Below are 13,673 nucleotides of genomic sequence, written 5' to 3' on the forward strand. Positions count from 1 at the left end.
CTCGCCGGTGCGACATTGTCATTACTTGAGACGCGCATAACCTGCCTGGCGCCATTTGACATAGTCGATACTCCACCGATAGCTCTGATTGTATTGTTTTGCGGACCAATCGACCGCAGCCAGCGCCACTCCTCCTGACCAGATAAGATCGCCGCGTTCAATGTACTTGATGTCACCGAAATGCTTGAACAGCCATGCGTAGGCCGGCGCAATCAGAAGATTCAAGTCCGGGGCCGGCTTTGCCGCATTCTTGTCCTCGTAGCGAAATGCCCCGTATCCTGTTCCGCCCTGTTCGTTCCAGGCGCCGGGCGTTCCACCAACATCCGGAATCCACATTGGCTTGCCCGCATGAATCCCGCTTTGCACGGTGGCTTGTTCCCACAGATAGTCTGCCATGGCCTTGAGCGCATTGGGAATGGTTTCATCAATCGGATGTCCCTGCTCGACCTCCCATTCATAGTAATGAATCAACGCCTCGGCGGTGAGTCCAAACATGAATGGGGCCAGACGATGCTCGTCCGTATTGGGGTTTGCGTAATTTTGCGTCAACCACTCCTGTATGTGATTAAGCGCCATGGCAACATATTTATCCACCCGCACCTGGTCTCGGGGATACCCTGCCCGTTCTGCCCACACATGCGAGTCGAGCGAATAGGCAATCTCCCGGGAATAGACCTGCCAGTACCAGGCGGTGTCTGCACGCGAGTAAGTATCGGCATTGGAAAAGGCTGGGTTGTCCCTGATCAGTCGAATCCCGTCATACGAAACGGTATCGCCGGTCTTGATATAATCGAGATAGATACCTTCAGAAAATCGCCAGTAACCCGGAATCAGATAATTGTTGGCAATCGCATAATCGTCGCGATAGACTTTTTCAGCTGCCTCGGCATACCGATACCAGGGATCCGTATTCCCTGTGAAATCTGCGATTTGATAGAATACCCGCTCGGCATCATAATAGGATGCCGATAACGCATAATCCCCAGCATTGGCCGGATTGCTGATATATTCGCCCCATTTACGCCCGTATCGATCCATGTTATCCAGCCAACGCCCGTACAAGGGCGGATAGTCGGTTCGAGAGGCGGTTGAAAACTGCACGATAACGTCCCTGTTCATCGTCTCACCCTGCAGACTGGTCACGGAACGATCGATCCTGATTGTGTAAGAAACAGCCTCATGCAACGTTCCCGAAGGAGCAATCCGGACAATATCGTTTTCGACAGTATAGGTATAACCAACCGTTGCCCCCCCCGGGCCCAATATCTCGATACGGGTCGTATCGACCGAGGTCGCATTGACAGGTTTGTTGAACTGAACGACGATTGTCGCATCCGTGGACACGGAAATTTGCCCATCGTAAGGCTGCGTGTATGCGACATCGAAGCCGGATGCAGCGGAACCAGCTTCCAAACCGGGCGACGTCAAGGCAATGTTGGTTGCGCCACCTTCACCGCCTCCGCAGGAGGCCAACCCCCCCACAAAGATCATTGCCGTTGCGATCATTGAAATTTGTCTTACAAAAAATCTGTACATGCCTTGTGCCTCTCAAAATTCTGCAGATACGACTCACACGCCTGAAATATCAATTTCATGCAGTATGAACCCTTCTTTCGGCAGGCATAAGATTTTCAACAGACAAATTTCCGTATCTGTGACAGACCTCAACAATCTTCGTCAACCGGCTCACATACATACAGTGAACTGGTTCACAACAACGCCATTTCCTCAATAAAAAATATTTAAACAACAATCTGGACAAGGTCTTGGAATATCTCTGCTTTCCGCAGCCAGTGTTGACAACGCAATAACGACTCACCAACGTCAACGCTGGATTACCGGGACAAGAAGCACCGTTTCCCAGCGAAAACACAACGTCATTAACGCGGCACGCCGAGTTTGACTAAACGCCCCACAAAACAATTACGGGTCTTCCCCAATTCGTGTGGGTAGCTTAGGGTACTTCTCATGAGAGATCGAGACCTGTACGCCCGGATTCTGGGTATTGAGAGCCCTTGGCAGGTGCAGGATGTGGAATTGCACCTGAGCGAGGGGGAGGTGACCGTTTACGTGGGGATTGAACTGGATGCGAAGCTTGTCTGCCCGCATTGCGGCAAATCCGCCCCTCGTTACGACAAGCGGACCCGAAAATGGCGTCATCTGGATACCTGTCAATACCGGACGGTCCTGTGTGCGGAGGTTCCCCGTGTATCCTGCCCCGAGCACGGTGTCTGCCTTATCCAGGTTCCCTGGGCCGAGTCCGGCAGCCGCTACACGGCCCTGTTCGAGGCCTTGGTCATTGACTGGCTGAAAGAGGCTGCCCCCAGCGCGGTAAGCCGGCAGCTGGGTCTGAGCTGGAATGCGATTGACGGCATCATGCAACGGGCGGTGGAGCGAGGGCTCGGGCGGCGTGATGCGGAAAAGTGCCATGCCCATTTGTGCGTGGACGAGACCACTTTTCGCAAACGGCATGACTACGTCACGGTCGTGACCGACCGGGAGACGGGCGAAGTCATTCACGTGGGTGACGACCGCAAGAAAGAGACGCTGGAGGCGTTTTACGCGGGGCTGGATGAAACCCGGAAGACGGCGATTGAGAGCGTCTCCATGGACATGTGGCCGGCCTACATCCAGGCCACGCTGGCCGCGATTCCCGGTGCGGCGGAGAAGATTGCCTTCGACAAATTTCATGTCGCCAAGGCCCTGGGCGAGGCGGTGGACAAGGTGCGCCGCCAGGAGCACAAGGCGCTGCTTCGCGAGGGTAATGCCATTCTCACGGGCAGCAAGCACGCCTGGCTGGCCAACCCCGAGAACATGAGTCGCAAGCAGTGGCGAGATTTTTCCACCTTGCGAAACGCGAACCTCAAAACGGCTCGGGCCTGGGCCATCAAGGAGCAGGGCATGAGCCTGTGGCATTACGTGCATCGGACCTGGGCCGAGAAAGGCTGGAAGCGCTGGTATGACTGGGCCATTCGCAGCCGCCTGGAGCCGGTGAAGAAAGTTGCCAGAATGGTCAAGACGCACCTGTGGGGGATTCTGAATGCCATTATCCTCAAGGCCTCCAACGGGCTGGCAGAGAGCACGAACAGTCGCATCAAACTCATCAAGGTTCGTAGCCGGGGCTTCCGCAACAAGGCGCGATTCCGGGCTGCCATCTACTTCCACCTGGGCGGGTTGGATCTCTATCCTGAGGCCGCCAAGGCGTTACGGACCCACACGAATTGATGAAGAGCCCCATTTTTCTGCTCGTGTAATTCACGTAAAAGATATGGCCCCCTCTGTCAGGATAGATGTCGCCTCCCCGATGTGGGACTCTAAGAGACCTTGAGGGGGCGGAACGAGGAGCAACTATGCGCTATACACCCGAACGCAAAGAGGCGGTACTGAGGAAGATGCTGCCTCCGTACAACCGCAGCATACCGGAGCTGGCCGAGGAAGAAGGCATCTCGGAGGCCACCCTGTACAACTGGCGCAAGGCCGCCCGGGCCGAGGGCCGCCTGCTGCCCGATGGTGACCAGAGCCCCGAGGGCTGGAGCGCGGCGGACAAGTTCGCCGCTGTAGTGGAAACGGCTGCCCTGAACGAAGTCGAATTGTCCGCCTGGTGCCGGGAGCGGGGCCTGTACCCGGAACAGGTGCAGGCCTGGCGCCGGGCCTGCGAGCAGGCCAACGACTGGGACCGGCAGCAGGCCGACCGCCTCAGAGCCGAGCGCAAGACCGACCGGGAACGGCTCAAGGCCCTGGAGCGGGAGCTGAAAAAGAAGGAAAAGGCCCTGGCCGAGACCGCCGCCCTGCTGGTGTTGTCAAAAAAAGCCGAGGCGATTTGGGGGGAAGGCGAGGACGCATGATCAGCACCCCGAATCGCCGCCGAGCCCACGAGCTGGTCGAACACGCCATGGCCCACGGCGCCCGGCAGGAAAAGGCCTGTGCGCTGCTGGGGATCAGCGCCCGCACCTATCAGCGCTGGACCCGGGAAGGCGGCATCGAGCCCGACCGCCGGCCTGAAGCGCCCCGCCCGGTGCCGGCCAACCGCCTGAGCGAGGCCGAGCGCAGGCATATCCTCGAGTTGTGCAACCGGCCGGAATTCGCCAGCCTGCCCCCGTCGCAGATAGTGCCCCTGCTGGCGGATGCGGGCGAATACGTGGCCTCGGAATCGACCTTCTACCGGGTACTGGGCGAAGCCGGACAGCTTCACCGCCGGGGCCGGGCCCAGGTCCCAAAGCGGCCGTCGAAACCGAAGAGCTACCGCGCCACGGCGCCGAACCAGGTGTGGAGCTGGGACATCACCTACCTGGCCAGCGCCGTACGCGGCGCCTTCTACCGGCTCTACCTGGTGATGGACATCTACAGTCGCAAGGTCGTGGGCTGGGAAGTGCATGAGCAGGAATTGGCCGATTTGGCGACCAGGCTCGTCCGCAGGGCCTGTCTGGCCGAGGGGATCACCCACCCGGGCCTGGTGCTGCATGCGGACAACGGGGCGCCGATGAAGGGCGCCACCCTGATGGCGACCCTGCAGCAACTGGGCGTGGTGCCCTCGTTCAGCCGACCCTCGGTGAGCAACGACAACCCGTACTCGGAGAGCCTGTTCCGGACCCTGAAGTACACCCCGGCCTGGCCCGGCAAGCCCTTCGAGAGCTTGGAGGCGGCGCGGGAATGGGTGCATGATTTCGTTTCCTGGTACAACGGGACTCATCGTCACAGCGCCCTGAAGTTTGTCACGCCGAGCGAACGACATGAGGGGCGGGACAGGGCCATCCTGGCACAACGCAAGGCGGTGTACGAAGCCGCCCGACAGCGGCATCCGGCACGCTGGAGTGGCGCCACCCGTAACTGGGAGCCGGTTGGGGAGGTGTGGCTGAATCCCGACCGGCCCCAGGCAGAAGACGGGCCGGAAAACGAGAGAATCGCAGCTTGAAAATTGCGACAACTATCTTGACAAACACCGATAGCGCAGGATTTCGAAGTGCAGAACGAAAGAAATGGGTAACTGTATTAGTTCAGACCCGATCTGACACCTCACAGTTGAAAAAGTGAGGGTTACCGGTTTTGATGGGGGTGCGAACCCAACCCAATCAAAACACGACGGAGGTAACCCTCATGTTGCATAGTAGCGAACGAATCATCAAACACAAACTCGGCTTGCTGAATCTGGCCGAGGAATTGGGAAACGTCTCTCGAGCCTGCAAGATCATGGGGCTGTCCCGAGATACCTTCTACCGGTATCAGAAAGCGGTCGAGGAAGGCGGAATCGATGCCCTGCTGGAGCCGGACCGTCGGCGCCCGAACCCCAAGAACCGGGTGGCGCCGGAGGTCGAAGAGGCGGTGGTGGCGTATGCCATTGATTTTCCGGCCCATGGCCAGGTCCGAGTCAGCAACGAACTGCGCAAACGGGGGATCTTCGTCTCCCCCACCGGCGTGCGCAGCATCTGGCTGCGCCACGAGCTGGCCAACTTCCGGAGCCGCCTGAAGGCCCTGGAGGCGAAGATGGCCGCCGAAGAAGGGCTGATTCTGACGGAAGCCCAGGTCCAGGCGTTGGAGAAGAAGAAACTCGACGAGGAGAACCACGGCGAGATCGAAACTGCCCATCCCGGCTACCTGGGCTCACAGGATACCTTCTACGTGGGCACCCTCAAGGGGGTAGGCCGTATCTACCAGCAGACCTACGTGGACACCTACGCCAAGGTGGCCCACTGCAAGCTGTACACAACCAAGACGCCGATTACGGCCGCCGACCTGCTGAATGACCGGGTACTGCCCTTCTACGAAGCCCAGGGCCTGCCTGTCCTGCGGGTCCTCACTGACCGGGGTACCGAATACTGCGGCAGGCCCGACACCCATGACTATGAGCTGTTCCTGGCGGTCAATGATATCGACCACACGAAAACCCGGGCCAAATCTCCGCAGACCAACGGGATCTGCGAGCGGTTCCACAAGACCATTCTCCAGGAGTTCTATCAGGTGACCTTCCGGAAGAAACTCTATGAGAATCTGGCATCGCTCCAGGCCGACCTGGATGAATGGCTGGAGTACTACAATACGGAACGAACCCACCAGGGCAAGATGTGTTGTGGGCGTACCCCCATGGCAACGCTGGAGGACGGCAAGAAAATCTGGCAGGAGAAGTTCGTAGGCTGAGCTTGACCTGACAGTCGCCCCCGGAAAAACCGGTAACTGTCAGATCAAGTCTGAACTACTACAGGTAAACTTGCGCATCGAAACTAGCTCAGCTCGTAACCATCGACCTTCAAGAGCCGCGCAATTTCAGCGGGCCTGTAATAGAGCGCGCACCCAAGCGCGAAAACTGCCCGGAATTTGCTGCCATATTTGTAATGCATATAGGCAAAATCCTTCCAGGTTTTGGCCAATTTCTTCCGTACGGCAGACCGGGGTATGAGTCTTCCTGAAGGCGTCTTTCGCCCCCATCGCCTCAATGCCTTCCGTATTGACATCGCGGCGTAATTCACGTTTCCCGGATTGAATGTAACGCTCTGAGGGTTCATTCTATACAATGCCAGCGTTCTTTCCAGTTTGTGGATACGAGTGTGCCACGCCATACGCAGCCAATAATCGTGATCTTGCCCCTTTCTCATCGTCAAATCGAACTTTCCCGTATTCTCGACAACCTCTCGTCTCATCATGATTGACATAGTTGAAATTGGATAGGAATGAAAAATATCATCATAGTAAATTTCGGTGAAGGTATCTGTTTCATCTCCGGGAAACGACTCGTCCGGATTTGGATAGACACCATCCTGTACAGGCCAGTAATATTTAATCTTCGATGCAACAACACCGACATCAGGATTCTGTTCAAGATGTTCGACCTGTATTGAAAGTTTTTCGGGATGCCAATAATCGTCGCCATCAATAAAGGCAATCAATTCACCGAAGGCATTATCCAGAGCCCTGTTTCTTGCCGCAGCCGAGCCGGCATTCTCCTGATGGAACAGCCTGATTTTGGTCGAGTGATTCTTGAGGATTTCGGGCGTTCGATCCGTGGAGCCATCATCAACCACAATGATTTCAATGTTCGAATAGGTTTGCTGGTAGACGCTGCGCAATGCCTCTTCAATATATTGCTCGCAGTTATAGACGGGGATGATTACGGAAACTAGAGGTTGCCGAACTTGTTTCATGACAATCATTCCTCCGACACCAACTGCTGCAATCGTTCTGCATAACGTTCACCGAGGATAATCGTGCCTCTGGTGGTAAGATGGACCTCATCCTGCAGCGGCAAATCATCCGTATACACCAAGGCCACATTGGTCAGTTTTTTTGAGGCGCGCTCCTGTGATTTCCTTACGGTTTTCCAGTTCACGTATTTCCGGGGATTGCCGTTTCGCCCCATGCGGGTGTACACGACAGGCAAGTTTGCCACGCCAGAATCCCTTCTGAAGCCCTCGATAAATCGTATGAACATCTCATCCCACTGATGTGGCCTGGGTTGCCGAGGGAAGAGGCGCTCAGGATCAACCGCATCGGATTCCCCTTGCTGAAACAATAGTGCAAGAGGCTGCCCATAACGCATTGCCATCCTGAACCGGAAAAGACATGAACCGTACAGACTGTCGCGATTCCGGTTCCGCTGCCACTCCTCAATCAGGGAACCGCCTTTTGCACATGGAATGAGCACGATACGTTTGCCAGGCGCCAGGTCAAGATATGCTATTGCAAAGGCCGTCCCGGGACTGACAGCAGCATTCGAATCGACAGAAACGGCATCGACCTGATTGCGCCCGTCATCGATGGGTTCATGGGCGTACCTCCATCGGTAATCGTTTCCGAACAACAAGATATCGTTGCGGCAGGTGCGGAACCGATCGGGCAAATCAGTTAATGTTCCGCGCCCGGACATGATGGATTGACCAGCAAGCACCACAAGCAAAAGATCACTTCCTTGAACAGAGGACGGATCTTCAACCTCAGCACACGGTGTTAAAGAATCAGAGACGAGGGAAGCATGATCGAATTGATTCATGCATCCACTTTCGACCAAAAGAATGCCCGCCATCCAACTCATCAATACGACAAGTTTCGGCGCCCGCTTCAGTGGTGTTTTTTGCATCATTTTGAACCAGAAACTCGTGTTAGGCATTTCGTGTTATAACTTTGTATTTATATTGCACACATGATCTCTACTGAATCAAAATGGCCTTGCCTTATGATTGTATAATCTCACAACGATTTTTGATAGAATTTAAACATGTCTTTGCAGAAACTAAAGCAAAACCCGCTCGCTCTCAAGGCGGCCATTCATCTGTACCGATACGCCATTCCATCACACACGGAATCATACGTATTTGTTGCAACAACGGGCCGTAGCGGCTCCAATACACTGGCAAACCTTTTCACATCCGTACCAGATGCCATTTGCCTTCATGAACCACACCCTGTTCTTTACAATCCTGATTCCAAGGAGCTTGCCAATGAGAGATATTTCCGTACGCAATACTTGTTGAAGAGCCTCTATGTCAGGCGCACAGCCAGAAAATATCGCTACTACATCGAAACAAATCATCAGTTCATAAAACGCCTATCTCGGTTTTCCATTCTTGAGTTTGCCAAAAAACTCAAAGTCATTCATTTGGTGAGAGAGCCGGTTGGTACAGCCATCTCGTTCTACCGAATCGGCTCCATTCCGGGCAAGACTGAAGTCGGAAAACGATACCTCATTGACCCCAAAAATCCGGATAATCTGGTAAACGCGCAGATTCTCTTCAATAATAAAGCGTTCAAACATGATTTTTACCGTTGTCTCTGGTACTGGTATGAAACAGAATTTCGCATCCGACAGTTCAGCATGGATTATCCGCATATACCTCTATTCCGAATAAAAACCCATGAACTGAATGACCTTTCAACAGTTAGGGCGATGCTGGACTATCTCAACATGGAGTACGATATTGTCGCCCTGAAAGCCCTTGTTGGCAGAAGAGACAATCGAAAATCAGATAAAAATTTCAACACGATTGAAAGAACGAAGGCCATCGAAATGAACGAGCGGCTTCTGAGTGCGATGCCTTCGCTTCGAACCGTAGTCGATGAAAATTGAAGATGAACAAAAAGCTCCGCTTCCCTGCATTACGCACGCTCTATTGGGAGTTGTCAAATAAAGTCACCCGTTTTCAATATCTCAATGCATTGGTATATCGTATTCCCGGCTCGTTTGGACAACACATTCGCGCCAGATTGCTGTTGCCGCACTTCAAGCAGGCAGGCAAGGACATCGTAATCATGCAAGGCGTTCAATACCGCGGCCAGCAGGAGCTTTATCTGGCCGATGGAGTCCGCATCGGTATCGATTGTTTTCTTCAGGCATCCGGTGGACTCTATATCGACAAGAACGCCATGTTGGGACCCGGGGTTAAAATCTGGACGGTCAATCACAGGTTCGACGACCTTGAAAAACCCATTCACGAACAGGGTTACGAACTGAAGCCTGTGCATATCGGTGCAGGCGCCTGGATTGGTGCAAACAGTTTTATCATGCCCGGCGTTACGCTTCCTGAAGGATGTGTCGTTTCTGCCGGCTCCGTGGTTGGAATCAAACAGTATCCTCCCTATTCCATCATCAGCGGAAACCCCGCACGCGTTGTCGGGAAGCGAAACTAACTAGGGTTTCCTGAAAAATCGTTATCCCGCTATCGACCCGCTCCCACAGGCGTAGCTCACTCGCGCCTGCGCACCGGAAAGACGATGGTGGTCAGCGTGCCAGGCACGCCACACCTGCCCCTCCTCGGCCCTGTGCGCCAATTCGATGGGCACAGAGCAACGAAATCCAGGCCAAAAAAATCTGCCGCAGGCGTTTCTCCAAGTTCATCACGATGAAGATGATGGCAATGCTCGCCTCGCTGGTGCGTGGCAGCTTGGCCATGATGCGGCCCAGTCCAAAGCGCCGCTTGGCCTGTCCAAATTTCCCCTCAATCGGGATGCGGGCCACTTCGTCCGCATGCCGTTGCCGGGCCTGTTCGCGCAATTCGGCTTCATTGGCCTCCGACGGTTTGGGTCGTCGACCCAGCGGTGGCCCGCTCAGACGGATACCCCGCTCCTTGCAATACGCCCGGTTGGCCCGGGTACGATACAGCTTGTCAACGTGCACCGATTCCGGGTAATGACCAAAGCGCCTGCTGTAGGCTTCCACCTGCGCAATCAGGTCGCCCGATTCATTGTAGGCGTTCCAGTCCAGGCGGTCGAGAAAGGCGAATCCGTCCACCTGACTCACCGACAGCTTGCTTCCGAATTCGGTCGGCGAGGCCGCCTTGCCGCGCACGATCGGCCGAATGTGCGGCTGGCTGATACTGACGATGCGGTCGGCAATCCGCCGGCTGCCATGGTCGTACATCCATTGCTGCTGACGATACAGCTCCCGTATCACCAGCAGGTTTCGATACTGATGGGGGCTCAGCAGCGTCAGCGATGCCTCTTCGCTCAGCGCGTCAATAATCGACAGATTCCGGTTCAGATAGCCCAGTTGACGCCGCAGCGCCTTGCGCCGTGCGCGTCCATTGCGGCGCCCCGATTTGATGAAGGCCACATACGCACGACGCGCTTGGCGACGGTAGGTCCGCGGCTTGCGACGGGTGCCCCTCAGGGGCTCGAACAGCGTATCAATGATTGCTTCGGTCTTCTTCCGCGCTTCGTTGAGCAGGTCAATGTCGGTCGGATAACGAATGTCCGCCGGGGCGCAGGTGGCATCCAGCAGCAGCTTGCCGCGGTTGCCCGGGTGGGATGACGAAGACCTGCCTTGCGAACCGTCTTCGCCTGACGAACCCCCTGTGTCGTCGTCTCCACCCTCATCATCCGCAGCGGTTTCCTCCAGGCTCAGGCCGCCGCTCGCGATGATTTCGTTGAGCCGGTTCAAGTCTTCCAGGGAAAAGCGTCTGCGAAAGTACACGAACATGGAGGGGTCGAACGGCGGCTCGTCGCGGAAACCGTGAAAACCCAGAAAGTATTGCAGGTACGGGTTCTCCCGGATCTGCTCCACCGTCTCTTCGTCGCCAAGTCCCAGTCGCTCCTTGATCAGCAAGGCCCCAAAGGCCATGCGGGCCGGCTTGGCCGGTGCGCCCGCCTTTTCCGAAAACTGTTTCGCGTAAACGGCCTCGACCTCTTCCCACGGCACCAGCTCCGCCAGGCGGACCCACCGGTTTTCTCCGTTCAGCTTGCCGCCAAACGGCAGGTCAAAGTTTTCTAACGTGAGCTGATTGGCAGGGGGCTTGCGGTACATGGCGCTTCTTCCAGGTGCAAGGGTTTTGGCAGGATTCGGTGGGTTTCCTTGCACATTTTAGCGGAAAATTCGTGGTTTCTCTATTCAGATCAATCGGTTAGGTTTTTTCAGGAAGCCCTAACTATGGATTGTTCTTCATGCCTTCCCGGCGCCACTGCACATATTTAAAGCTCCACCGGTAGTTTTGATTGAAAATCTTGCTGCTCCAGCCAATGGCTGCCAGTTTCACCCCACCAACCCAGATACGATCGGCGATATCCCGATACTTTACATCATGATAGTGTTTGTATAGCCAGGCATACATTGGCGCAATCAACAGATTCAAATCCGGTGCCGGCATGGCACCCTTGATATCCTCGTATCGAAACGCGCCAACACCCCGGCCACCAAAATCGTTCCAGTTGCCAGGGGAACCACCGAGATCGCTTACCCATAGCCGTTTTCCCTTGTTGACACCATTTCTTACAGTTGCCTTGTACCACAGATGATCCGCGATTTTTTTAATGGCAAGGGGTATTCTTGGGTCTGGATTTCGCTGATTTTCAAGATCCCATTCATAAAGATCAATCAATGCTTCTGCTGTAAGACCGACCATGAAAGGGGAAAGACGGTTCTCTCCGGTGTTTGGATTGGCATACTGCCCTGTCACCCATTCATCGATATGCCGGAGTGACATATCGAGATATTTCAGTACCTTGTCGGAATTTCTTGGATATCCAGCGCGTTCGGCGGATGTTTGCGATTGAAGGGCATAGGCGATTTCTCGTGAATATTTTTGCCAATACCACATCGTGTTGGCATATTGGTACGTTAGAGGATTCGAGAATGCCGGCCGATCACGGATTAACGCCAGGTATCGATAATACTTTCTGTCCCGAGTTTTTATGTAATCGTTGAGTATGCCCGTTGAGAATCGCCAATACCCGGGTATGCGAAAATCGTTACTATTGCAGTAATTATCCTGGTAGGTAATGGACGCGATCCTAGCATACTGCAACCATGGTTCAGATTGACCAAGATATTCCGAAATTTGATGGAAGACTCTTGTGGAATCATAATACGTTGCTGCCAGGCGTTCTTCTTCGGAATGCTTGTTGCTTGCGAGATACTCACCCCATTTTTGGCCATATTGGATCATGTGCCGTTCCCATAAATTCAACAATGGAATTCCGCTTGGATCATTCCGGGCAGCGGCGTATTGATTCATCACTAGCAACACAGCAAACAGCGCGAACTTGCATTTCAATTTTTTATCCATTTTTGTGGCACCGGTATATTTCATGAATCATCCAGTTCGCTCGCACACCCCAGCTATGCTGGTTCATGGTTGATGATATCTCTTTCTTGACACTGTCTCTGTCAACCCCGAAGAGATTTTGGATTTTCGTTTCAAATTCGCTTGGTGTTGTGGCGAATTCAATACGCCCGGGGACTTCTTCAACCTCATCATGCGGTGTCATAACCACCATTCTCCCTGCAGCGAGGTACTCTTTCAATTTTGTAGGATTCGCGTATTTATTGCGCTTGTTGACCAAATACGGGTTGATGCATACATCGAAGAAAGCAAGATATTCCGGCAAAACGTTTCGTTTTCTGGCCCCCAGGTAAAATACATTCTCTCGCTTCGGTAGCGGCACACCCGATTCATAATTTCCGATCAAAACGATCGCACAATCATCAAATTTTCTGGCCAGGTGCTCGATTACGGAATAATCGATGTGTTCACCGAGCAGTCCGACAAAACCAATAATCTTTCTATAATCATCTGGCAGATCTGCCGGCCTGGAAACGTTCCGGGTCAACGCTCGTGAAAAGAGTTCCACATCGACCCCGTGGGGCAAATATTTCACGACAGGGTGATACGCCGACTTGCTTTTCACCAGCGCCCTGGATACAGCAAAGACCATGTCGACGCAGGACAGTAATTGCTTCTCCAGACGGACCACCAAATCGGGATCCAGGCCTGAAATTAACGAGTACTCATCCGCGCAGTAGTAGACAAGGCAATTATCACTGATATCCTTGATGACCTGTGATGACGCAACGCAAGTCGTAATTACAAGAGGATTGACAATCCCATGGCGTGCATATTGTTTTTTGATAAAGCGCTTCAGGTAAAAGCGATTCCACCATCGAACAACGGCAAATCGCCAAAAAGGAATTGTCAACGGCGTAGCCGGGTAGATATTGGTCTGACGCTTGGTCAGCATTCTCTCGTTGCTACCTCGGGTTAGGACAGCGTTTTTGAGCTTTCTCAATATCCGAAGAATGTCATGAGAATTGACTTCAGGTTCCCTCAGACCCAGAGAATCAATCCAGAGTATCTTGAACCGATGTTGCATCTCCAGCGCCAAAAATTGACCTGTGCTTGGGTGCTCGCCCCAGTCTTCGCCAAAAAAGACGATCCAGTCAACGCGTGATTTCTCGGAAGGATTTTTTGGCATGTTTT

11 protein-coding genes are annotated in these 13,673 nt (G+C 54.0%); 5 read left to right on the top strand and 6 right to left on the bottom strand.

All coding sequences use genetic code 11. The annotated features are described in order from the left end of the window. Nucleotides 1-21 precede the first annotated feature (21 nt). Entirely contained in the window at nt 22-1,536 is a 1,515-nt protein-coding gene (locus ACZ5BH_RS13735) for an Ig-like domain-containing domain (RefSeq protein WP_464889829.1), read from the bottom strand. Between the two features lie 432 nt (nt 1,537-1,968). On the opposite strand from ACZ5BH_RS13735, the gene ACZ5BH_RS13740 reads away from it, so the two are divergent. From ACZ5BH_RS13740 to ACZ5BH_RS13750, 3 genes are all read left to right on the top strand, one after another. Further along, on the top strand, nt 1,969-3,225 hold the full coding sequence (locus ACZ5BH_RS13740) for an ISL3 family transposase (protein WP_464889830.1): 1,257 nt from the start codon (nt 1,969-1,971) through the stop codon (nt 3,223-3,225). Nucleotides 3,226-3,350: 125 nt separating this feature from the next. Next, nucleotides 3,351-4,912 (top strand): IS3 family transposase gene (locus ACZ5BH_RS13745; protein WP_464889831.1). Its coding sequence is split into 2 segments (ribosomal slippage): nt 3,351-3,813 and nt 3,813-4,912, totalling 1,563 coding nucleotides; the frame shifts between segments, so codons are not numbered across the junction. A gap of 182 nt (nt 4,913-5,094) precedes the next feature. Further along, a complete protein-coding gene (locus tag ACZ5BH_RS13750; protein ID WP_464889278.1) occupies nt 5,095-6,132 on the top strand; it encodes an IS481 family transposase in 1,038 nt (345 codons plus the stop codon). A gap of 83 nt (nt 6,133-6,215) precedes the next feature. On the opposite strand, the gene ACZ5BH_RS13755 is transcribed toward ACZ5BH_RS13750, so the two are convergent. Both ACZ5BH_RS13755 and ACZ5BH_RS13760 read right to left on the bottom strand, forming a co-directional pair. Then, nucleotides 6,216-7,133, bottom strand: coding sequence for a glycosyltransferase family 2 protein (locus ACZ5BH_RS13755; RefSeq protein WP_464889832.1), 918 nt, complete (start codon nt 7,131-7,133; stop codon nt 6,216-6,218). Between the two features lie 5 nt (nt 7,134-7,138). Beyond that, nucleotides 7,139-8,068, bottom strand: coding sequence for a sialate O-acetylesterase (locus ACZ5BH_RS13760; protein ID WP_464889833.1), 930 nt, complete (start codon nt 8,066-8,068; stop codon nt 7,139-7,141). A gap of 135 nt (nt 8,069-8,203) precedes the next feature. On the opposite strand from ACZ5BH_RS13760, the gene ACZ5BH_RS13765 reads away from it, so the two are divergent. Together ACZ5BH_RS13765 and ACZ5BH_RS13770 are read left to right on the top strand one after the other, a co-directional pair. Then, complete coding sequence (locus ACZ5BH_RS13765; RefSeq protein WP_464889834.1) at nt 8,204-9,052, top strand: sulfotransferase domain-containing protein; 849 nt, start codon at nt 8,204-8,206, stop codon at nt 9,050-9,052. A 2-nt stretch (nt 9,053-9,054) separates the two neighbouring features. Then, nucleotides 9,055-9,612: an acyltransferase gene (locus ACZ5BH_RS13770; protein ID WP_464889835.1), complete on the top strand. Its 558-nt coding sequence runs from the start codon at nt 9,055-9,057 to the stop codon at nt 9,610-9,612. Nucleotides 9,613-9,703: 91 nt separating this feature from the next. On the opposite strand, the gene ACZ5BH_RS13775 is transcribed toward ACZ5BH_RS13770, so the two are convergent. The 3 genes from ACZ5BH_RS13775 to ACZ5BH_RS13785 all read right to left on the bottom strand — a co-directional run bounded on the left by ACZ5BH_RS13775 (nt 9,704) and on the right by ACZ5BH_RS13785 (nt 13,668). Further along, on the bottom strand, nt 9,704-11,224 hold the full coding sequence (locus tag ACZ5BH_RS13775) for an IS5 family transposase (protein WP_464889836.1): 1,521 nt from the start codon (nt 11,222-11,224) through the stop codon (nt 9,704-9,706). A gap of 121 nt (nt 11,225-11,345) precedes the next feature. Next, nucleotides 11,346-12,506, bottom strand: coding sequence for a hypothetical protein (locus ACZ5BH_RS13780; RefSeq protein WP_464889837.1), 1,161 nt, complete (start codon nt 12,504-12,506; stop codon nt 11,346-11,348). After that, nucleotides 12,475-13,668 (bottom strand): glycosyltransferase, encoded by a 1,194-nt coding sequence (locus ACZ5BH_RS13785; protein ID WP_464889838.1) that lies wholly within the window; start codon nt 13,666-13,668, stop codon nt 12,475-12,477. Before ACZ5BH_RS13785 ends, ACZ5BH_RS13780 begins: the two co-directional genes overlap by 32 nt. Nucleotides 13,669-13,673: the final 5 nt, after the last annotated feature.

The organism is Thioprofundum lithotrophicum (assembly GCF_055387065.1).

Bases quoted from the DNA above. Each gene is read 5' to 3' on its own strand.
- ACZ5BH_RS13775 (WP_464889836.1), bottom strand. From the start codon at position 11,224: ATGTACCGCAAGCCCCCTGCCAATCAGCTCACGTTAGAAAACTTTGAC.
- ACZ5BH_RS13770 (WP_464889835.1), top strand. From the start codon at position 9,055: ATGAACAAAAAGCTCCGCTTCCCTGCATTACGCACGCTCTATTGGGAG.
- ACZ5BH_RS13740 (WP_464889830.1), top strand. From the start codon at position 1,969: ATGAGAGATCGAGACCTGTACGCCCGGATTCTGGGTATTGAGAGCCCT.
- ACZ5BH_RS13785 (WP_464889838.1), bottom strand. From the start codon at position 13,668: ATGCCAAAAAATCCTTCCGAGAAATCACGCGTTGACTGGATCGTCTTT.
- ACZ5BH_RS13750 (WP_464889278.1), top strand. From the start codon at position 5,095: ATGTTGCATAGTAGCGAACGAATCATCAAACACAAACTCGGCTTGCTG.
- ACZ5BH_RS13760 (WP_464889833.1), bottom strand. From the start codon at position 8,068: ATGATGCAAAAAACACCACTGAAGCGGGCGCCGAAACTTGTCGTATTG.
- ACZ5BH_RS13780 (WP_464889837.1), bottom strand. From the start codon at position 12,506: ATGAAATATACCGGTGCCACAAAAATGGATAAAAAATTGAAATGCAAG.
- ACZ5BH_RS13735 (WP_464889829.1), bottom strand. From the start codon at position 1,536: ATGTACAGATTTTTTGTAAGACAAATTTCAATGATCGCAACGGCAATG.
- ACZ5BH_RS13755 (WP_464889832.1), bottom strand. From the start codon at position 7,133: ATGAAACAAGTTCGGCAACCTCTAGTTTCCGTAATCATCCCCGTCTAT.
- ACZ5BH_RS13765 (WP_464889834.1), top strand. From the start codon at position 8,204: ATGTCTTTGCAGAAACTAAAGCAAAACCCGCTCGCTCTCAAGGCGGCC.